Annotated in this window: 20 protein-coding genes; 5 read left to right on the top strand and 15 right to left on the bottom strand. The window is 41.1% G+C overall.

Features of this window, described 5'->3' with window-relative positions:
- Positions 1-68 precede the first annotated feature (68 nt).
- The gene (locus QE450_RS22410) at positions 69-1,082 is read right to left on the bottom strand and encodes an NADP-dependent oxidoreductase (RefSeq protein WP_273614628.1); all 1,014 of its coding nucleotides are present in this window, start codon (positions 1,080-1,082) and stop codon (positions 69-71) included.
- Positions 1,083-1,349: 267 nt separating this feature from the next.
- On the opposite strand from QE450_RS22410, the gene QE450_RS22405 reads away from it, so the two are divergent.
- Complete coding sequence (locus QE450_RS22405; RefSeq protein WP_274171140.1) at positions 1,350-2,330, top strand: L-lactate dehydrogenase; 981 nt, start codon at positions 1,350-1,352, stop codon at positions 2,328-2,330.
- A 158-nt stretch (positions 2,331-2,488) separates the two neighbouring features.
- Here QE450_RS22405 and QE450_RS22400 read toward each other — a convergent pair whose 3' ends face one another.
- From QE450_RS22400 to QE450_RS22370, 7 genes are all read right to left on the bottom strand, one after another.
- Positions 2,489-3,253, bottom strand: coding sequence for an alpha/beta hydrolase (locus QE450_RS22400; protein ID WP_307302229.1), 765 nt, complete (start codon positions 3,251-3,253; stop codon positions 2,489-2,491).
- A gap of 223 nt (positions 3,254-3,476) precedes the next feature.
- Positions 3,477-4,460 (bottom strand): metallophosphoesterase family protein, encoded by a 984-nt coding sequence (locus QE450_RS22395; RefSeq protein ID WP_307302227.1) that lies wholly within the window; start codon positions 4,458-4,460, stop codon positions 3,477-3,479.
- Entirely contained in the window at positions 4,457-4,789 is a 333-nt protein-coding gene (locus QE450_RS22390; RefSeq protein WP_274171142.1) for a DMT family transporter, read from the bottom strand. The genes QE450_RS22395 and QE450_RS22390 overlap by 4 nt, the downstream gene beginning before the upstream one ends.
- A complete protein-coding gene (locus tag QE450_RS22385) occupies positions 4,786-5,646 on the bottom strand; it encodes an HAD family hydrolase (protein WP_307302224.1) in 861 nt (286 codons plus the stop codon). The genes QE450_RS22390 and QE450_RS22385 overlap by 4 nt, the downstream gene beginning before the upstream one ends.
- Positions 5,647-5,855: 209 nt before the next feature.
- Complete coding sequence (locus QE450_RS22380) at positions 5,856-7,148, bottom strand: ABC transporter substrate-binding protein (protein ID WP_274172990.1); 1,293 nt, start codon at positions 7,146-7,148, stop codon at positions 5,856-5,858.
- A 305-nt stretch (positions 7,149-7,453) separates the two neighbouring features.
- The gene (locus QE450_RS22375) at positions 7,454-8,233 is read right to left on the bottom strand and encodes a carbohydrate ABC transporter permease (RefSeq protein ID WP_307302800.1); all 780 of its coding nucleotides are present in this window, start codon (positions 8,231-8,233) and stop codon (positions 7,454-7,456) included.
- Positions 8,234-8,412: 179 nt separating this feature from the next.
- A complete protein-coding gene (locus tag QE450_RS22370; protein ID WP_373462060.1) occupies positions 8,413-9,246 on the bottom strand; it encodes a carbohydrate ABC transporter permease in 834 nt (277 codons plus the stop codon).
- A 242-nt stretch (positions 9,247-9,488) separates the two neighbouring features.
- Between QE450_RS22370 and QE450_RS22365 the strand changes: the two genes are divergently transcribed.
- Positions 9,489-10,058, top strand: coding sequence for a GbsR/MarR family transcriptional regulator (locus QE450_RS22365; RefSeq protein WP_307302220.1), 570 nt, complete (start codon positions 9,489-9,491; stop codon positions 10,056-10,058).
- Positions 10,059-10,283: 225 nt separating this feature from the next.
- Here QE450_RS22365 and QE450_RS22360 read toward each other — a convergent pair whose 3' ends face one another.
- The 6 genes from QE450_RS22360 to zwf form a co-directional block, all read right to left on the bottom strand.
- Positions 10,284-10,751, bottom strand: coding sequence for a universal stress protein (locus QE450_RS22360; protein WP_307302218.1), 468 nt, complete (start codon positions 10,749-10,751; stop codon positions 10,284-10,286).
- Between the two features lie 52 nt (positions 10,752-10,803).
- Complete coding sequence (locus tag QE450_RS22355; RefSeq protein ID WP_307302217.1) at positions 10,804-12,018, bottom strand: MFS transporter; 1,215 nt, start codon at positions 12,016-12,018, stop codon at positions 10,804-10,806.
- Between the two features lie 26 nt (positions 12,019-12,044).
- Positions 12,045-12,464, bottom strand: a complete 420-nt coding sequence (locus QE450_RS22350; RefSeq protein ID WP_273614623.1) for a MerR family transcriptional regulator — start codon at positions 12,462-12,464, stop codon at positions 12,045-12,047.
- A gap of 387 nt (positions 12,465-12,851) precedes the next feature.
- Positions 12,852-12,980 (bottom strand): hypothetical protein, encoded by a 129-nt coding sequence (locus tag QE450_RS22345; protein WP_274171147.1) that lies wholly within the window; start codon positions 12,978-12,980, stop codon positions 12,852-12,854.
- A 183-nt stretch (positions 12,981-13,163) separates the two neighbouring features.
- Positions 13,164-14,060, bottom strand: coding sequence for a phosphogluconate dehydrogenase (NAD(+)-dependent, decarboxylating) (gnd, locus tag QE450_RS22340; RefSeq protein WP_069329580.1), 897 nt, complete (start codon positions 14,058-14,060; stop codon positions 13,164-13,166).
- A 166-nt stretch (positions 14,061-14,226) separates the two neighbouring features.
- Positions 14,227-15,723, bottom strand: a complete 1,497-nt coding sequence (gene zwf, locus QE450_RS22335; RefSeq protein WP_273614622.1) for a glucose-6-phosphate dehydrogenase — start codon at positions 15,721-15,723, stop codon at positions 14,227-14,229.
- Between the two features lie 449 nt (positions 15,724-16,172).
- On the opposite strand from zwf, the gene QE450_RS22330 reads away from it, so the two are divergent.
- The gene (locus tag QE450_RS22330) at positions 16,173-16,658 is read left to right on the top strand and encodes a MarR family winged helix-turn-helix transcriptional regulator (RefSeq protein ID WP_307302212.1); all 486 of its coding nucleotides are present in this window, start codon (positions 16,173-16,175) and stop codon (positions 16,656-16,658) included.
- Positions 16,659-16,734: 76 nt separating this feature from the next.
- On the opposite strand, the gene QE450_RS22325 is transcribed toward QE450_RS22330, so the two are convergent.
- Positions 16,735-17,340: a TetR/AcrR family transcriptional regulator gene (locus QE450_RS22325; RefSeq protein ID WP_273614620.1), complete on the bottom strand. Its 606-nt coding sequence runs from the start codon at positions 17,338-17,340 to the stop codon at positions 16,735-16,737.
- Between the two features lie 256 nt (positions 17,341-17,596).
- Between QE450_RS22325 and QE450_RS22320 the strand changes: the two genes are divergently transcribed.
- Together QE450_RS22320 and QE450_RS22315 are read left to right on the top strand one after the other, a co-directional pair.
- Positions 17,597-18,898: an aldehyde dehydrogenase gene (locus tag QE450_RS22320; RefSeq protein WP_301263017.1), complete on the top strand. Its 1,302-nt coding sequence runs from the start codon at positions 17,597-17,599 to the stop codon at positions 18,896-18,898.
- Between the two features lie 494 nt (positions 18,899-19,392).
- The gene (locus QE450_RS22315; RefSeq protein ID WP_307302209.1) at positions 19,393-20,916 is read left to right on the top strand and encodes a CoA transferase; all 1,524 of its coding nucleotides are present in this window, start codon (positions 19,393-19,395) and stop codon (positions 20,914-20,916) included.
- The last annotated feature ends 199 nt before the right edge of the window (positions 20,917-21,115 follow it).

The raw sequence follows: 21,115 nt of genomic DNA, 5'->3' as shown, positions 1-21,115 counted from the left end.
CCGGTTTTTTGATATATTTATATATTGTTTTGCAGATTGTATTATTTTATAGCTGATCTAGCATATGATTAATCAGTCACTTTGACCAATTGTTTACCTAGATTTTCACCGCTAAATAACCCGATAAAGGCTTGCGGTGTATTTTCAAAACCTTCTATTACATTTTCGCGATATTTGAGCTTGCCTTCTTTAACCCAGCTACCCATTTCTTTTAATCCTTCGGCTGCATCAGCTGCATAATCACCAACTAAGAAACCTTTAAGCAACACTGTCCGTTTGAGCAAAGTAGGTTGGATACGTGGGCCGATATCTGGTTTCTCATTGTTATATAGAGAAATCTGTCCGCATAATGGAATACGTGCATTGGTATTAAGTAGATCAATAACAGCATCCGAGATTTCACCACCGACATTATCAAAATAAATATCAACACCATCCGGGCAAGCTTCTTCCAATGCTTCACGCACAGGCTTCTCGTCTTTATAGTTAATCACAGCATCAAATCCAAGTTCATCTAATAGATAGCGGTTTTTCTCCTCTGAACCTGAGATACCTACTACACGACAACCTTTGATTTTACCAATCTGTCCTACTAACATCCCTACAGCACCACCTGCACCGGAGACAACTAGCGTCTCGCCTGGTTGTGGATTACCGATACGAAGTGTACCAAAGTAAGCTGTAAGGCCAGGCATACCTAGTACACCGACAGCTGTAGAGATTGGAGCCAGTTCTGGATCGACTTTGCGACAAGTATCTGCATCGACAACAGCATATCGCTGCCATCCCCATCCACCGACCACAATATCGCCTTCTTGATAACGAGAATCGTTACTTTGCAACACTTTACCGATAGAACCGCCACTAACAGGTTCATTTAGAGCATAAGAAGCAGCATAAGACTTCGCTTCACTCATTCGTCCTCTCATATAAGGATCAACTGATATATATAAAGTCTGAATTTGCAATTGACCTTCTTTAGCGTCCTCTAGTGGTTGCTGATCGATCGTAAAGTTTTCTGCAGTTGGCACACCTTTTGGACGGCTTGCCAGTAGAATACGTTCATTTTGAATAGTAGACATTATTTATTCCTCCTTGTTTTGCTTACTATTTGTTATTACCCTTAAACGACTATTGTATCGCGTATTCACACTTTTATCACATTCTGTTCATTTCAAATAAATATTAAGTTAAGTTTCATGACACATCTGTTAATAATAAGCAAAATAAAGTACTATTATAAGTGATCATGAATAGTTAATTGACATTGAAATGCACTTTAGTTGTATTTTATTAAATATAGATCAGCCAATATTACATTGTATATGAAAAGGAGCAGGAGGTTAGTTATGCGTAGAAAATCAAGAAAAGTGGCTATCGTAGGTGCTGGAATGGTAGGAGCAGGTTGTGCGTATTCGATGATTAATCAATCTATCGGTGATGAGATTATGATGATCGGACGTACTCATGAACGTGCAGTAGCCCAAGCATTGGATTTGTCACATTGTATGGAATTCACCTCTCACCGTACCAAAGTCTATGCAGGTACATTGCAAGATTGTGGAGATATGGATATTGTGATTATTACTGCCGGAGCTAATCCGATACCCGGGCAAAATAACCGGATGAATATTTTGCATGAGACTGCCGCGATTGCTCGCGAAATTACAGAACCAATTGTCGCGAGTGGATTTAACGGTGTATTTATTGTAGCGGCTAATCCTGTAGATGTGATTACTCATCTAGTATGGCAAATTTCAGGCTTTCCACGTGAACGTGTGATCGGAACAGGTACATCGATCGATTCTTCTCGCCTCAAAACGCTACTTTCTGATGTCTTTTCGATCGATCCACGTAGTGTACATGGATATGCCCTTGGAGAACATGGAGAATCTCAATTTGTCGCATGGTCACATGTTACGATCGGCGGCAAGCCGTTATTGCATATTTTGGATCAACATACCGCTCGTTTTCCTGATCTGAATCTGGATGATATCGCTCGCAAAACCAAAGATGCAGGCTGGGAGATTTTTACCCGCAAAGGCAATACACAATTCGGTATCGGCAATGCGCTTGCGTATATCGCCCGTTCGATTCTCAATGATGAACAACGGATTATTGCTGTTTCTTCTATATTAGAAGGAGAATACGGACAATATGATGTCTGTGCAGGTGTACCTGCTATTATCGGTGGCGAAGGTATCAAAGAAATTATCGAGCTTCAACTGACTGCGGAAGAGCAGACCAAATTCGAATACTCTTGTCAGCAGATTCGTAATGGTATTGAAGCTGTTCTACCAGTGATCATTCCTAATAGCGATGTTGTCTAAATGTCGTCTAAGTCATGACAAACTAATCTACTCACTCTAAATCGTTATCAACTACCTATATCAAAAAAAGAGCTATACTTCTGAATAATCAGATGGTATAGCTCTTTTGCTTGTATTAGATATTCATTTATGAAAGCTATATTACATATTCTTTCTTCTTACTCTCCCGAACTCGACGCTGCATCCCACTCTAGACTTTCCAGAAATCGGTATACATCCTCAAAGACCAGATCATGTTGCTTGTCCATCGTCAGAATATGACCGGATTGGTCATACCATTTCAGCTCCTTGATCGGCATAGTCAGATCTTCATAAATAATCCGGGCACTCTCTAGATAAAGGTCTTCATCAAGCTCGCCCTGCATAATCATGGTCGGTGCAGAGATACGCTTCACCTGACTAGCGGTAGAGGATATTAGTTTACGTAATTGATCCAGACTGTGCAGAGGTTCTTCAGCTAGCTGTATCAGTTCCTGCTCAATCTGCGGCTCTTCTTTGCCTTCGATAGACTTGAACCAGCGGGCATATTCCAGTACCCGTCTGAGAATATCTTCATTGTCTTTTTCACGTATAGGTGCACACATCGAGACGATAGCTTTGGCGGGAAATAGAGTACCCAGTCGCAGGGAGAATACACCGCCCAGTGATACACCAACTACAGCGATCTCTTCATACCCTTCCTGCTCTAGATATTCATAACCGTCTACAGCACTTTTCCACCATTCCGAAGGTTTGGTGTGTAACAGTTCTTCTGGAGTACTGCCGTGTCCTTTATACAGCGGGCCATGACAGGTATACCCTCTATCATTCAGGAAACGTCCCAGTTTGCGGACATGCAGTGTATTGCCAGTATATCCATGTAGCAGTAGAGCAGCCCTTGCTCCTCCGCGATATGTAAATGACTGAGGGGGAACCAGTTTCATCTGATCATCTCTCCAATTCTATTTTCTCTATATTATAAACAGAATGACTGCTCTAAAAGCAGAACCAGAAGTAAGAATACCATATTTACTAACGGTAGCCTAATCCGCAGTATACGGATCAGAAGTCCTCGTAAATGTTGGTTATCCTACTTCTGGAGAGAGATTGCTGTCTTATTCTGTTACTACGATATCATCGGAATAAGTCACTATATAGTCTGCTTCATCAATCCATGTACCTGTTACAAAGTTCCTTCCGCCGGACTTGTACATGATGCTCATAAATATCCACCTCGTATCCTTCGCTTCCTTCCAGATATTCATCCTCATCCGTCCACAGATAAGCGACCGAAGAAGCATTGAACATCGTAGGTAGCTTGCCTTGTCCATCATACATAGTATGCGGTGCTCCCAACTGCCAGTGCGTATGTCCGGTAAACAAAATCACATGTGGATATGCAGATAATATATGGCGTAGTAGCTCATCTTGATCTACCCCGTACCAGCCCTGCTGTTCCAATGAACCCGCCACCGTATTGATCAAAGGCTGATGCAGAAACAGAAAGATCGGTCGCTCCTGTGAAGACTGTTCTGCCAGCTTGCGATCAAGCCAATCCAACTGTTCCTGCGTCAAATGACAGTCTTTGGACAACGGCTTTTCGGTGCCGATAAAAATGAAGTGATAACCACCGATCCAATGATCATGATAAGAACCGTCTGTGTCTGTAGCTTCATTAAAATTACCAATCCTCCGCTGCCACAGTTGCTGCGAAGCTATATCCTTTTTTTCTGGCAGAGAAGATTCAGCACCTATTTGCGCCTGATATTGCTCCCATAATTCCAGCAGTTGCTTCCCCTTCAATCCGGTCAATTCCTGCGGTGCTTCTTCCCAAATAAAATCGCCCACATCATGATTTCCCATCGTAAAAAAGAAAGGGGGTAGCTGATCACGATACTTTTCCCATATCCGGTGCATTTCCCAGTATTCTGCTTCCAGACCGTGATCGGTCACATCTCCTACATGCATAACGCCGAGACTATCGCCGCCGCGCCGAGCAATATCTGCCAGTGCCCTGTCCCAGTGAAGATTGTGAATATGTTGCGGATCTTCTGTCACATGCGTATCTGTAATGACCTGAAAGCTAGCCAGCCATTGTCCGAAATTATGGTTGGCTGGCTGTACAGCAGGATTATTTTCCAAAGGCTTCATTGTGCATCACTCCATTTCAATCCGATAATTCCAACAATAATCAGTACTATCCAGCAGACCGATGCTGTTCTTAGACGCTCTCCAAAAAAGTAATATCCAGCAATACTGATCAATGTAATTCCCACACCAGACCAGATCGCATAAGCAATGCTAATCGGCATATAACGTACTGCATAATTCAACAGGGTAAAGCTAGCTCCGTAACAGACAAACATTAATACCGACGGCACAATACGACTGAACCCATCCGACATTTTCATCATAATCGTACCGGTTAACTCCAGCACAATCGCCAGCAGAAGCAGAATCCAGCCTGCATTGCCTGTCATTCCTGTACTCCTTCATGCTCAAGCAACTGGGTAAAGGAGAAAATAACAGCGTCCGCAGACTGACTAGCTACACCTGTACCTATACCGATCGCGATTGCACAGTCCGCCGCTCTAGCCATCTGCATATCGCCATTCGTATCGCCAATCACTGCTGTCTGATCCGGTGTAATATCGAGTTCCTCGCAGGCTAGTAGTATCATATCGGCAAATGGCTTGCCTTGCAATACGCGATCATTGCCCACAATTACTTCAAAATAATCTACCATGCCCATCCATTCCAGATGCTTGCGGGCACTGTCTGTATCATCTGCGGTTACCACGCCAAGCCGTATTCCTTTTTCCCTGCACTGATCCAGAAATTCTCTTACTCCTAGTAGCGGATATGCCGGTCTAGCATGCTCCATAGCCAGATTGGCTTCTTGGATACAATCATGTACGATTGCTTTGGATACCGCCCATGATAATCCGGCACGATAGCCATGCCAGATCAGTACAGCATATACTTCGTCCATCGTACCCATCGCCAGCGGTCCACGAGCATCATAATCGATCATGTGTCCCTGCTCGTCATGTATCGTTCCCCAAATATGAGGAATATCCTCCTGACTGATCGAACAACCATGGTCTGCCAGCCGAAAATGAAACAATCTCATCACTTTGTCAGTCCAGAATCCCCACATACGATTAAAATCAAGTAGTGTACCATCCTTGTCCAGCAACACTGCCTTTATAGATTCAGATTCAAGATTCCAGAGTCGATTATGGATAGAAGTGAGCAGATTCGGTTGCTCTCTTATTGCTCTTATCGATTCTGCGGTTTCTGTGGATTTTGTAGTTTCTCTGCTTACTTCTGCCATGTGTGCATGTCCCTTTCCTGCGTGTAACTGAAGACAGTGCACAGCATTACGCAGCTGCACACTGTCTTTGTTTATTTACTGTAAAATTCAGTAGGAGAACTTTGGAGAAAACATGATCCTGTCAAAGAAATCTGTATATTATTGCTAACATTATTGTATTCTTATCGTCAGTCTGCCTGTTGGCTCAGCGCTTCAGTTCAACAATGCTATTAGCGGCTATTCACCCGATCCAGCTCCTGCTGGGCTTTGACTTTGGCTTCTTGCAGTGCCTGCGTAGCTGGTACATTATTGATCTCTACCTGATCAGCAGCTACTTTGAGTGCATCATTGATTTTGCCACCTGTCGGGTCTTGAAATGGTGCCGATGCATGGGAAGCCTGCTTCAGCGGGACTTCGATCTGTGGATTTTTTTGACTGAATGCTTTGAACTCTGGATCTTGCAGTGCTGATTGACGTACCGCAATATATCCGGTATTCATTGACCATTGTGCTGTATTGGATGCTTTGGAGAAGTAAGTCAGCCATTTGAAGGCTGCTTGCTGTTGCTCTGGACTTGCTTTGGCAGGAATACCTGCCATAATCGCATTCGCAACTGGCTTGCCTTCACCTTTTCCTTCCCAACCCGGCTGTTCCATCGCACCGACAATTTTGAAGTCCAGATCTCCCTGATCTCCACTGGATCCGGTATAACCTGCTGCTTTGTTTTTCATCACATCATCAATCGTTTTGTACCAGTATTCCCATCCCTGTCCACCAGAGTGGATCGTCATGATCTGGTCTTCATGAATCCATTTGCGGAACATGTCCCATGTCTCGATCCATTCCGGTGAATCGATCATAACCGTCTTACCATCATCACTGATTATTTGGCCGCCTTTACTCAGCACAGCATCGATCATATTGTCACTGCCCCACATCGGTTCCCAGCCGTAGAAGATCGTTTTTCCATTTTCTTTTTTGGTCATTTTGGCAGCCGCTGATGCCAGAGATTCCCAGGTAGTCAGACTGGCTGGATCTATTCCGTTAGCTTTGAGCGTATCTTTGCGGTAATACATGATCTGGGTTGTACCGTACATAGGCAGGAAATACTGCTTGCTATCCACCTGTCCTTGCGTTAGAAACGTCTGTACAAAATCGTCTTTCTTAAAATCAGGATCGGTTGCAATAAATTGATCCATCGGTGCATAATAGCCTTTTTTCGCCCACTCTACATTAGAGCTGAGCACAGCGGCAGGCACCTGACCGGAAGCAATAGCTGCTTGTAACTTTTGTTCGGTCTCATCATAGTCTGCCTGTACGATTCCTTTGACGACAACATCCTTTTGTGAAGCATTGAATGCATCGATCGTTTTCTTCATATTATCGCCCAGCTTACCACCGAGTCCGTACCAGAATTCGATCTCTACCGGTCCATTGGATGAAGCGGTAGAACCTGCTGCACTGGTTGCACTGTTGCTTGGTGATCCGCAAGCTGTAGTTAGCAGGAAGCTAGAGATGACCATTAACGGTAGAACAGATTTCCATTTCAGCAAGGAACGACGCTTGGCTGTACGGCGATGCTCTGTCAGCGATTCCGGATGTATACTAGAGTCAGACTTGTGATCGTTTCTCTCTGCGTGATAACTGTTATTGAGGATGTTGTTAACAGGTTTTTTGACGATCTCTTTTCCGAATAAACGAAATGATTTCATAGTCGTAATCCCTTCTCATATGTAAAATGGTTGCCTGTTGTAAAGCATTTTTCAAACTGATCTTGTCTGGTTACATGCAACTGTAATAGCCAATCTGTATGTTTCACAGATTGCTTTTAGTTTTTGTTTACTCCTGCCGACATATTTACACTTTGCATAATCGTTTTCTGAGTAAATAAAAACAGAATCAACAGTGGAGCAATAGTGAACGCACTGGCAGCCATAATTTGCGGCCATTTCAGACCATAGGCTCCCCCTTCCACGAAGAAACTGCGTAGTCCAGCCGATACTAGCTGAAGATCAGGACTCTTGGTAATAAGCATTGGCCAGAAATAATTATTGTACTGCTCGATAAACGTAATCAGCACCATTACTGCAAACGTAGAACGCGCCAGCGGTGTGATGATCGTCCACAGAATCCGGAAATGAGAAGCACCATCAAGCTGCCCTGCCTCTACCAGTTCGTGGGAAATCTGCATAAAGGCTTGCCGGATCAGGAAAATCGAGAATACACTGACACAGTTGGACAGAATCAATCCGGTATAACTGTCCAGTAGCTGTAACTTGCTCAATACCAGATAGCTGGGCAAGTATACGGCTGTACTCGGAATCATATAACCGAGCAGTACGACACCGGTGAACAGCCCTTTGAGCCGAAAGCGCATATGAGTCAGCGCATAAGCCATCATGCTGGAATTGATGATCTGTAGCAGAGATATCGCTGCGCCCACGCCGATACTGTTCAGAATATAGCGGGCAAATGGAGCCGCATGCCATGCATCTATATAGTTGCTCCATAGAAACGTCTCCGGCCAAAATGTCGGCGGAAAGCGGAAAATCTCATCATTGGTCTTGAATCCGCTCATCACCATCCAATAAAATGGAAAAGCCATCATCAGACTAATTATAGTCAGTAGCACATAGCGCACTAGCTGGCCTGTATTCCAGCGATAACGAGTCACAGTTATAGGATCGTTGCTTTTGCCTGCTGTTCGCTGACTGTGTGACCCGGATTCATGCCGATCCGGAGTGATTGGCGGATAGGATGTCTCCTTTTTTTCTGCTCGTGTCATATTCACTGGTAATGCACCATCTTTCGCCCGATCAGGAAAGAACATCCCGACAACAGCACACAGATTAGAATAATTACTACAGCCACAGAAGAAGCCTCCCCTACATTAAATGCCTCAAAAGCAGATTGATAATACAGATACAGCAGTGTACGCGTTGAACCTGCCGGCCCGCCTTGTGTCATTACATTGATCTGATCATAAGCTTGCAGAGACTGAATCGTTAGGATCACTGCAAGGAAAAAGGTTGTTGGCGAGATCAGTGGCAAGGTAATATGCTGGAAACTTCTCCATGCACCAGCTCCATCTATTGAAGCTGCTTCCAGCAGATCCGATGGAAGATTACGCAAAGCCACCAGATAGAAGATCATCGCCCAGCCGACCGATTTCCACAGCGTAACGATCAGGATAGCTATAAGTGCCCAGTGCGAATCTTGTAGCCAGCCGATTCCTGCTATACCAAACCAGCTCAGTACATGGTTCGCATAACCTACATCTGGCTGAAAAATCCATGACCAGACAATAGATACAGCGACAGTCGGCGTTACCCATGGAGAGAAAATAAAAGCACGGTATATGCCTGACGTACGAAGTTTGCTGTTCATCAGCAAAGCCAGTAGCAAGCCGCCTACCATAATCGGAATAACACTGCCTAGTCCAAACAATGCTGTTACTTTCAGCGCCTGATAAAATTCGGGATTGGTCAGCAGGTACCGATAATTATCCAGTCCGACAAACAGCTTGTCCGGACTCATAAAATCCCAGTCCGTAAAGCTCAGATAAAATATGTATCCAAGAGGGCCTAGCCAGAATACCAGTAGCGGAATCACAGCCGGCATAGTAAACAGCAATGCCTCGGTCTCTCGGAATATTCTCGTTTTCAATACATCCACTCCTGTGTTCAATTTTTCTTTAATTGTTGTCTTCATTTGTTCTTTTTTCGTGTTATTATATGTTCTGTACAAAAAATATTGTACAATCAAATTCACATTGATGAGTTATCACAGTGTAAAAACATTGGTGATTCATGTAAAATTTATTAATTTCACCGGAAATAAATTACATATTATGAGGTGACATAATGGAAAAGGAAATAAATGAGATATCCAGCGAACCCTCCCATTCCAGAAAGCAAGAGCTTCGCGCAGACATGATTGAGGCGATTGCTCAGACGATGGATCTGTATGGAGTGAATCATTCCTTCGGTCAGTTATATGGCGTTATGTACTTTGAAGATCGTCCAATGACCCTTGAAGAGATGAAAAACGATATGAATATGAGTAAAAGCAATATGAGTTATGCTGTCCGCTCTCTAATGGAGTCACGCATGATCAACAAGCTGGACGAGAAGCGCGACCGCAAAGATCAATATCAAGCAGAAACCGATTATTTTCGTACATTCCAGAACTTTTTTGGTAGTCGATTGCAACGGGAGATCGATGTAATGACCGCTTCTATGGAAGAAGTTATTCCCAAACTATCGGAAATCATCCTTTCCCGGCATACAACAGCCGAAGAAAGGGAAAGCTGTCTTCGTGATCTGCATAAGTTGCAACATGCTCAGCAGTATTATAAATGGCTACAACATTTTGTAAGCGAACTGCAAGCAGGTTCTTATTTCCCATCGTCTACTCAGCCACAAGATGAGTAATCCAGTAGATAGTAGATCGTTAATAGAATAATATTGAAGCTATTCTACCTGTGATCATTGCTAAAACGATACTGTCTAAGATGTTGGCTAGTTTATAACCCATCTATCTGCTTAATCCACATCGTTATCCATTCCACATACCAAAAAAAGAGCTATACTTCTGAATAATCAGATCGTATAGCTCTTTTGCTTGTATTACCTATTTATCTATTTGTATGCTGTGCGTTATTTTACAGTCAATACCGGACAGTTCGCATGCTGGATCACTTTGTGACTGACACTACCGAGAAATAGTTCAGACATTTTACTCATGCCTCTAGTTCCCATCACGATTAGATCGTAATTCTGGCTATTCGCTAAGTCACAAATAATCGTCGCTGGATCACCTGTCTGGTAATTAATATCATACTGAATACCTGTAGGATCAAGTACCTGACGATAAGGTTCTGTCATTTCATGCCCTTCTTCATTTAACTTGGCATCAACATCAATACCTAGTGGTGGTTCAGCAACCATCATCACTGGATTGACATGAACTGCTGTAAGAGATGGCTTATTAGATAAAGCTTGAATCAATTCGATCGCTTTTTGCAACGCTCGATCTGCGTGCTCTGATCCGTCTACAGCTACTAATATTTTACGAAATACGGAACCGGTCGGCATCTGTTCTTGTGATTGAATATTGGTCATCATTATCCTCTTCCTTCTATTATATAGAATCAAACATTAGATATAGAACCTAAGATTAGTGAGCATGAGATACATCAATATCACGTAAGTGACGACGACGTACAATCAATACCAATACACCGATAAATACCATTAATGCACCAAAGTAAAATGGCATCTGTGCATTGTACCATTCAGATAATTTACCTGCTAACCACGGAGAAGCCGCACCACCTAAGAAACGAACAAAGCTATATGATGCTGAAGCAACCGAACGTTCTACAGGAGCGGATTCCATAACAGCTGTTGTAATCAACGTATTGATAATCCCTAAGAAAATACCTGCGACAATAACAGCAACAATAACAGTTGTTGGTGAACCCATAAATGTACCGATACCCATTGCCAACAAATCCAGTGTAAATAGGGTTAACATGACACCCATCGAAGCAGCAAGGTTGAAACGGCTTTGCAATTTAGGTGCTACAAATACAGAAGTGAAAGCAAGCAAGATTCCCCATCCAAAGAATACATAACCAAGTCCATGTTCATCCAAGCCCATGACATAAGGAGAATAAGCCATCAATGTAAAGAAACCAAAGTTATATAAGAAAGCGACAATTGCTAATGTTTTGAGTGCTGGATAGCTAAGTGCTTTGAACGGATCAGCAAGTGAACTGCGTTTAGCTGGTTTTGGAATTTTCGGTAAAACGAATAAAATAAATAAGAAACCAATAACCATCAATACACTAACACCGAAGAAAGGACCTCTCCAAGAGATCGAACCCAATTCTCCACCAAGCAAAGGACCGACTGAAATACCTAGTCCAAGTGCTGCTTCATACAAAATAATCGCTTTGGCTGTACCTGATGTCGATAAGCCCACAATTGCCGATAACGCTGTTGCGATAAATAGCGCATTACCTAATCCCCATCCACCGCGGAAACCAACGATTTGAGCAATCGTATCAGATGCTCCACCTAATGCTGAGAATGCAATAATCAGCAAAATACCACTTAATAATGTCCATTTAACTCCGATCCGACTGGATACAAAACCTGTGATTAACATTGCAAGACCGGTAACCAGATTATAACTAGTAAATAGTAACGATACCTGACTTTTACTTGCATGTAATTGATTAGCGATTGCTGGCAAAATAGGGTCAACTAAACCCAGACCCATAAATGAGATCACACAAGCAAAAGCAACAGCCCAGACTGCTTTAGGTTGTGAAAACAACCCGCCACGTTCAGGCAGTTCTTTTAAAGTTGATGTTTTGGTACTCATATTGATGTATTCCTCCTTGGAAACCGTTAATTTAATTTAGCTAATCCTTCTTGAATCCGTTGACGCAATAATTCTGCATCGGCTTTGAACGCATAGATACGGTTTAACTTCTCATCCACCATATGTAGCTGTTGATCTAACGTCTTATTCATTTCGATCAATTGCTGACGACGTTCTTCTTCATCCGTAGTGTTGCGGTATTGCTCGCGCTGATCATTGAGCATCTCGGTTACTTTGACATAATGCTGTAATTCTTGAAGCGAGAAGCCTAGCACATCGCGAGCATTGATAATTTTTTTGAGCCGATCAATATCTGTCTGACTGTATAACCTTGTTCCACCATCACTACGCTGAGGAGAAACAAGCCCAATCTCTTCATAATAGCGCAGTGTACGCTTCGTTAAGTTACAGGCAGTAGCGACTTCATCAATCTTGTAGAGAGTCATCTGTCATCCCTCACTTTGTTTGTACTCATATATCTTTTATATAAAAATAATTACATATAAGTTATGTAACTATAATACTACTATCTCACGTTAACGTCAATGTTATATACCAAATTTATATGTATTTTTTGTTATATATTTTAAAAAAGGAAATCTGTTAGCTAATCTTTATTACGTATCTTATTTTCAAAATTCATTATTATTCAAATTTGTGGATATATTAGATTATTTCGTTTCATTTCAGTATCCTTTTGTGTATACTAGGAATATAAAGAAAGCCTACAGTGGTGGTACACTGTAGGCTGGATCGACAAAACAGGTAGTAAGCAAGACGATGCTACACTGTCAAACAGTATAAGAAAAACCGCCGAATAAGACTTCTACCTCTTAGTCCCGGCGGTTTTTCTTGTGTTTTGCTTTCTTCCAGATTCCGATAACTTTGTTTAATCCAACCATTAAGCTGGTTAACTTGATACCTACATCTAAAAGAATAAGCAATACCTCCAAGTATGACATGGCTTCACCCCCTTTCGGGTTGCATCGCCATATCATTTACCACCGGTACTTTGTCTTTCCTATGATATTGTAGCATATGTAGTACATTAAAATAACTTAAATACGTATAATTAATTTTGGAGATTGAAATATAAAAAAGCGACTCTATAATATAGAGTCGCTTTTATTTTACCAAGCGCTAGATTATTGTTTTTTCTCTACAGCGTGTCCGCCAAATTCGTTACGTAGAGCTGCAACAACTTTACCTGTAAATGTATCGTTGTCTAGAGAACGGTAACGCATTAATAGAGACAATGCGATAACTGGAGTTGCCATTTGTAGATCCATTGCTTCTTCTACTGTCCATTTACCTTCACCAGAAGAGTGCATGATTCCTTGAATTTCTTCCAAGTTACCATCTTTTGCAAATGCGTTTTCTGTCAATTCCATTAACCATGAACGAATAACAGAGCCATTGTTCCATACGCGTGCTACTTTTTCGTAGTTGAAATCGTACGGGCTTTTCTCTAATACTTCAAATCCTTCACCGATTGCAGCCATCATACCGTACTCGATACCGTTATGAACCATTTTCAAGTAATGACCGCTACCTGATTCGCCTGCATACAAGAAGCCATTTTCAACAGAAGTATCGCGGAATACCGGTTCAACTACATCCCAAGCTTCTTTGTCGCCACCAACCATATAACAAGCACCGTTACGAGCACCACTCATACCACCTGAAGTACCTGCATCCATGTAACGAATACCTTTTAATTTCAATTCGTTATAACGACGGATCGATTCTTTATAGTGAGAGTTACCTGCTTCGATCACGATATCATTTTCATTTAACAATGGAGCGATCTCGCCTAATACGGAATCAACAACACCATGAGGAACCATGATCCATAAAATACGTGGAGATTCTAAGTTAGATACCACTTCTGCTAATGTATATGCTGGTGTTGCACCAAGATCAGCGATTTCTTTTACTGCTTCTTTGTTCAAATCAAATGCAACAACCTCGTGGTTGTGATCCATTAAGTTTTGTCCAAGGTTCATACCCATTTTTCCTAATCCAACTAATCCGATTTTCATTGTGTAACCCTCCGTGTCTTTTTTGTAAAAGTAGTTGTTACTCACTATCCATAAGTCTTTTCTCTATTGATCTATATCTACAAAGCCAAATTTTAGCTTTAGATCACATGTAGAATACGCTCTGTAAAACATATACCAGAGCGTATTACCCATTTTATGGTATCTGTTAAACGACTGCTACAGGAGCAGAAGCTTGAACAGGTTGATCTTTTAACCATTGGAATCCTTCAACAGCAAGCAATTCATTAGAAGCTTCAGGACCATACGTACCTGCTGCATAATGATGAATTGGCAAATCGTTATCTGCAAATGCTTCTAAGATCGGTTGTACCCACTGCCAGGACAACTCAACTTCATCCCAGTGAGCGAAGAATGTAGCATCTCCACGTAGTGCATCATAGATTAACAATTCGTAAGCTTCAGGCTCATTGTCTGATCCTACTTTAAATTCAGCTGTCATTGGCTCAAGACGACCAGTGATGACATTTTTATGATTTAATTGTAGAGTGATTTTTTGATCTGGATTAATGCTGATCACCAACATATTCGGTTGAGCATCACAAGCTACACAGATATCTTCATTTTTCATTACATCTTTAAATTCAATTACGATACGAGTTGATTTCTCTTTCATACGTTTTCCGGTACGAATATAGAAAGGAACTCCTTGCCAAGAGAAATCGTCTACCCATACACGAGCAGCAATAAATGTATCTGTCATCGAACCTGGAGTGATTCCTGGCTCATCTTGATAAGAAGCTAATGCTTTACCATTGCTTTCACCAGCACTATATTGAGCACGTACGATATGTTTGTGCGCATCTTCTTTAGAAATGGAGCGTAACGACTGAGCGATATGTTTTTTGTGAGAGCGTACATCGTCTACGGTATGACCAGCAGGCAATGTCATTGCAGTCATCATCAACACTTGCAACATATGGTTTTGCATCATATCACGAATCGCACCTGTGTGATCGTAATATCCTGCACGTTCTTCAACACCAACTGTTTCTGCTGCTGTAATCTGTACATTAGCAATATGACGGTTGTTCCAAAGTGCTTGAATCGCTGGATTGGTAGAAGCTAAAGATTCCAAATTTTGCACCATTGGTTTGCCCAAGTAGTGATCGATACGGAAAATTTCTTCTTCTGCAAATGTTTTGCTTAATTGTTCATTCAACTGACGAGCAGAAGAAAGATCATGTCCAAATGGTTTTTCAATGATTAGACGTTTCCAACCTGTTGTTGTTCCAAGTCCGCTGTCTTTGATATTAGTAGCAATCACTTCAAAGAATTCAGGAGCGACTGACATATAGAACATACGATTTTGCGGAATATTTAATTCAGCTTCACGAGTTTCAACAATTTTGAGCAGTTCTTGATAACCTGCTGTATCATCAACATTTAAGATATGGTAACGAATCGAGCGAAGAAAAGCATCTACAGATTCACGATTTTCTGGTTTGTTACGTGAAAATTCTTCTAACGCCTGTTCTACGTAAGTTTGGAATGTAGCATCATTGAACGATTTTCTTCCTAAACCAATTACCGAAAAAGCTTCAGGCATTTTGCTATCTACAAACAAGTTATACAAAGCAGGGAAAATTTTACGTTTTGCTAAATCCCCTGTTGAGCCGAACAATACAAAAGTCATTGCTTCCATTCGTTTCTCCTCCAAAGTACCCTACTCCAACACAGTTTCTATTTTATCGTGCGGGTATATTTTATCTACGTGACATGTGGTGTTTTCATTCTTGCTAAAAAGATACGGTTGATATAGCAACTATATCGCCAAAAAATAAACGAGCATTTTTCATTATGTACGACTTTACATAAAAGAAGTCGTTGCATATCCAAATCTCGCTTTAAAGTCAATCCGTCGTTGTGTCTCTTTTGTGACAGACACTGTTTACAAAATCCACAATAGACCTTGTGTCGAACAATGTCAAGGATAAAAATGAAAGTTTCAGAATGAACATTACTTATTCCGTCAATTTATTATCGGTATTTTGCTGCTACTTGTGAATAGCTTCGTTGACAATAACGGTTACAAGTGATAGGATATTTTTGCACAAAAGGTTGCTATAACAACTAAAACAGTAGGTGAATGATATGCCTTATGACGTAGAAAAGAGTTATACCGTATTGATTCGTGATGTCCATCTAGCGATCTCCGGTCATATTAAAAATAAATTATCTCCATTTAACCTGGCGCCCGAGCAAAATTTTATTATGATGCTGTTATGGAAAAAAGATGGCATTACGCAAAATGAAATTGGCGAGCGCTTAGGAAAAGACAAAACCAATATTACGCGCATGATCTCTAATTTAGAAAATAAAGGTTTTGTCCGTAAAATTACATGTACTGACGATCGGCGTTGCTTTAAAATTTATCTTACTCCCGCAGGTGCGCAACTTGAAAATGAAGTCTGCCCTGTGATGGAAGAAGTCGGGCAAGAACTGGTAGATGGCATTTCAGCAGAAGAACTGGTTCTGTTGCGTCGTCTGCTTACCAAAGTTCGTGATAACGCAAGCACTACTACTGTCGCTAACGATTCAACAATTACACCAGAATCGATAGTTACAGCTCCTCTATAACTGGGAGCTAAATGAATACGGCTGGTAAATCCTCTTTTCACTTCAAAGAGCAGGATTTGCCTTTTTGGTCTGTCTGCTACTTCTCCTCTTCTACATACATACGAATAATCTGAATCGGCCCGCGTGAATTAAGTTCCATCATTTGCTCGGTCATTTTCTCCGGTGTATACGGCATATCATTGTCTAGCCACCAATAAATGACTCCTACATACGCTGATCCAATATAACTAGCGATCACATCTTTATGGACAAATAACTTATCATCGTCAAACCGCGAAAACTTTTGCTCATAAAAAGTAGTGATATATCGCTTCATATACTGGATAAAATTCATACTCGCTTTGCGTTCAAACATCACCCGAAAAAACTCTTTGTATTTGATCACATACTCAAAAATCCTTTTTGCAATATAACGTTGTAGATCGTCTATTGAAGGATTAATAATGGATGCTTCTTTGGCATCGCCAAACAATTCGCCCAAAATCTCATCTGTAGTTGTATATAATAAATGATCTTTTGTTTCATAATGCAGGTAAAATGTTTTACGGTTTAAGGTGGCAAGATCGGTAATATCTTGAATTGTGATTTGAGCATACGGTTTGCGATCCATCAGATCGATTAACGCATCTTGTAACAAACGGCGTGTACGTCTCACACGTGGATCTAATTTTTGCTCAGGCATATACGCTTCCCCTTCTCTTCTAATTATCATTGCATAATAAGTCATGCTTCCAACATGTTGCATCTTGTTAATCCTATATACCCACTTTATAGACAAGTGTCGCTTTAGCCACATCTAAAGAAAGTTTGGTTATTGTAACTATAGGATCAATAGCGTATAATTCAATTTAACACAATTTAATATGAAAATTTATTCATATCCATCAAGCCGAATTGGTTTGTTTATAATAAAAACAGATATCAAAGGAGTTTTACACATGACAACAGCACATGAGTTAGTTCAACAACAACGACAATTTTTTAATACAGGTAACACCAAAGATGTTACTTTCCGTATTCAAGCGTTAAATCGTCTTAAAAAAGCAATCGAGAAATTTCATCAACCGATTCTGGATGCTTTGAAAAGCGACCTTAACAAATCAGAGCCTGAAGCGTTTGGTTCTGAAATTCGTATCGTTTTAGGCGAAATCGACTTTACGTTAGAACATTTAGAGCAATGGGCAGCACCACGTGAAGTACCTACTGCTTCTACTTTGCCAGATTCGTCTAGCTTTATTCATCCAGAACCTTATGGTGTTGCTTTGATTATTGCGCCTTGGAATTATCCTTTCCAATTGGCATTTGGTCCATTGGTTGGTGCGATGGCAGCCGGTAATAGTGCAGTGATCAAACCTTCTGAATTAACACCTGCGGTATCTAAAGTCACTGCTGAATTGATCGCAGATACATTCCCTAGCGAGTATATTGCTGTTATGGAAGGCGAAGTAGAGACTAGCACAGCACTACTCAAAGAAAAATTCGACTATATCTTCTTCACAGGTAGCACAGGCGTAGGTAAAGTGGTGATGAGAGCGGCAGCAGAGCATTTAACACCAGTTACATTAGAATTGGGCGGTAAAAGTCCAAGTATCGTGCACAAAGATGCGAATCTACAAATCGCTGCTCAACGTCTAGCTCGTGGTAAATTCTTAAATGCAGGACAAACTTGTGTAGCACCTGATTATCTATTGGTACATGAAGATGTACGTGAAGAGTTTATCTCTTTATTACAAGCAGAAATCAACGATAAATATACAGAAAATGCAACTCAAAATCCAAACTTCCCGCATATCGTTAATCAACGTAACTTTGATCGACTAGCGAAATTTTTGGAAGATGGCGAGTTCTTAATCGGTGGTCGTTCGATTCGTGAGCAATTGGTTATTGAACCTACATTACTAGGCAATGTTGATTGGAGTTCACCAGTCATGCAAGAAGAAATCTTCGGACCGATCTTGCCCGTTATTGAATACAATGATCTAACTCCTATTTTAGACGAAATCACAAATCGCCCTAAACCACTTGCTCTATACTTGTTCACCAATGATGAAGAAGTACAAGATCAAGTATTCAACACTGTATCTTTCGGTGGCGGTTGTGTTAACGAAACATTGTCTCATATGACTTCACACTACCTACCTTTCGGTGGTGTTGGTGATAGCGGTATGGGTTCTTATCACGGACAACAAAGCTTTGAACTATTCTCTCATCACAAAAGTATCCTAAAACGCAATTCTTAATACACTACAGTTACAATAACTATTATTTTGAGATCGTTTATTTTCAACTAAAACAGAATAAAAAGTAATCCTCACAATAGCCAAAGTGATCTTCTTTATAAAGGTACATGTTCTTTAGCCATGAACATGACGAGAAGATACTTTGGCTTTTTTTATATACTTTTTGCTCTATACCTTTTTTCGTATATTGAATTCATTCCATCTTTCTTCACTTTCTTTTCTGCATTCTCCACGTACAGAGCGAAGGGAACGGAGTTGTTCTGAAAGTCGCCTTTGAAGTCAGATATTCACCGCCCAAACGGTCATTTCAGATATCTGATTTCACCAGCGAAGGCAAGAACAACGCTGTTAACGTAGCATTTTCACTTACTTTATACACACTGATTGACTATATGTGGCTTTCTCCCCATTTCACAATACACTGGTTATTGAGTCCTCTATTGGGTAAGTTTATACTTATATGTATACATTTACTTATGGATGGAGTGAAAGCAATGAGTAATTCAACTAATGTAGAAATGAACACCATCGATCAAATCAAACAACGTATTTTAGATGCTAAGCATAATCGCCTTACTCATACTGATTTTGATATTCATGCAGAATTGGAGAATGTATTGCAAGATGTCGGACTTTCTTCAGCAGATAGTGGCGGAGAGATTTCATTTATAGGGAAAGATCCGATTGTACCTAGCGTATTGCGTCTAGCAAGTTCAGCAGGGATCGGAATGGTTGCCAAATCGGTTGCTGCTGCTAACCTGTGGCGACTACGTGGAGGTAAAGGACAAGACATCTCACTGGATTTGCGTAAAATTTTACATCGCTTATCTCCTTTTTATGATCGCAAATGGGAGAAACTCAATGGATATTCACCTGCTAGCCCTTCTGATCCTAGTCAAGCGCTCAAATTTGGCTTTTATGAAACCAAAGATCATCGCTGGGTGATGCCGCTTGAACCTTATCCTAAGCTCAAAATCAATACACTTAAATTATTAGACTGTGCAGATACACCAGAAGCTGTCGCTAAAGCAATCTCTACATGGAATGCCAAAGATTTGGAAGATGCTGCCGCTAAAGTAGGTGTCGTGATGCCGATGGCACGTACGGTAGAAGAATTTATCGAAGAACCTACATTTGCTGATGTCGCCAAATTACCCCTTATACAAATTGAAAAAATCGGCGAAAGTGATCCAGAACCGTTGTCGCAAGGTGTCTCTTCTCCACTTGAAGGTGTACGCGCATTAGGAATGGGGCATGTGATCGCAGGCGCTGGTATCGGACGGGCACTGGCTTTACAAGGAGCAGATGTACTTAATATCTGGCGACCATCCGATTGGGAAGTAGACACTACTTATTACACATCTAGTGTCGGTATGCGCTCTTCTACATTAGAAATAGGCGAACCACAAGGTCATGCCAAAATGCAAGCATTGTTACAAGACGCAGATATCTTTTTTGCGAATCGTAGACCTTCTTATCTGAATCGATTTGAACTGGATCCAGAGCAATGTGCTAGTGTAAGACCGGGTATTATTCATGTATCTGTCTCGCTTCATGGCGAAGAAGGAGTCTGGGCAGATCGAGTTGGATTCGATCAGACCGCTGGAACGGTTACAGGGGTTATGTGTCTTGAAGGAACACCGGAGAAACCACAACTACCCGCTATTTTGGTCGTAAATGACTATATTATCTCATGGCTTGCTGCTGCTGGCGCAATGGCGGCTCTTGCAAGACGTGCAGAAGAAGGCGGTAGCTATAAAGTACACATTTCGCTTAGTCGTGTATCGTTATGGTTAATGTCGATGGGTATTTTTGATAAAGATTATGCGTATGCAACAGCAGGTTCGTCGGATGAGCATCTGTATCTTGATCCTGACTTATTTACAGCAGAAACGGTCTGCGGAGATTATCAAGGCGTGACCGATCAAGTGCAAATGTCTGAGACACCGGGACATTACAACACTGTACTTGTTCCAAGAGGATCTAACCGTCCAGAGTGGTTACCCAAAAATCTGTAAACTTCTCTGTTCATTCCTATATTCTATACAAATGATATAGAAGTATCCTGATATAAATAGTGATGACTACTTTAAAATAACTTCTGATCTTTAGCCATTGGGTTACGATAATAAGCTTAAATATCGCTTGTTATTGTAACCCTTTTTGTGTTTATTTAGATTCTGTCAAACGATTTACAATCATGTACTTATGAAGACG

The organism is Paenibacillus sp. SORGH_AS_0306, assembly GCF_030819345.1.
Classification (GTDB): domain Bacteria; phylum Bacillota; class Bacilli; order Paenibacillales; family Paenibacillaceae; genus Saccharibacillus; species Saccharibacillus kyungheensis.
This window is presented reverse-complemented; position numbering and strand designations above follow the sequence as displayed.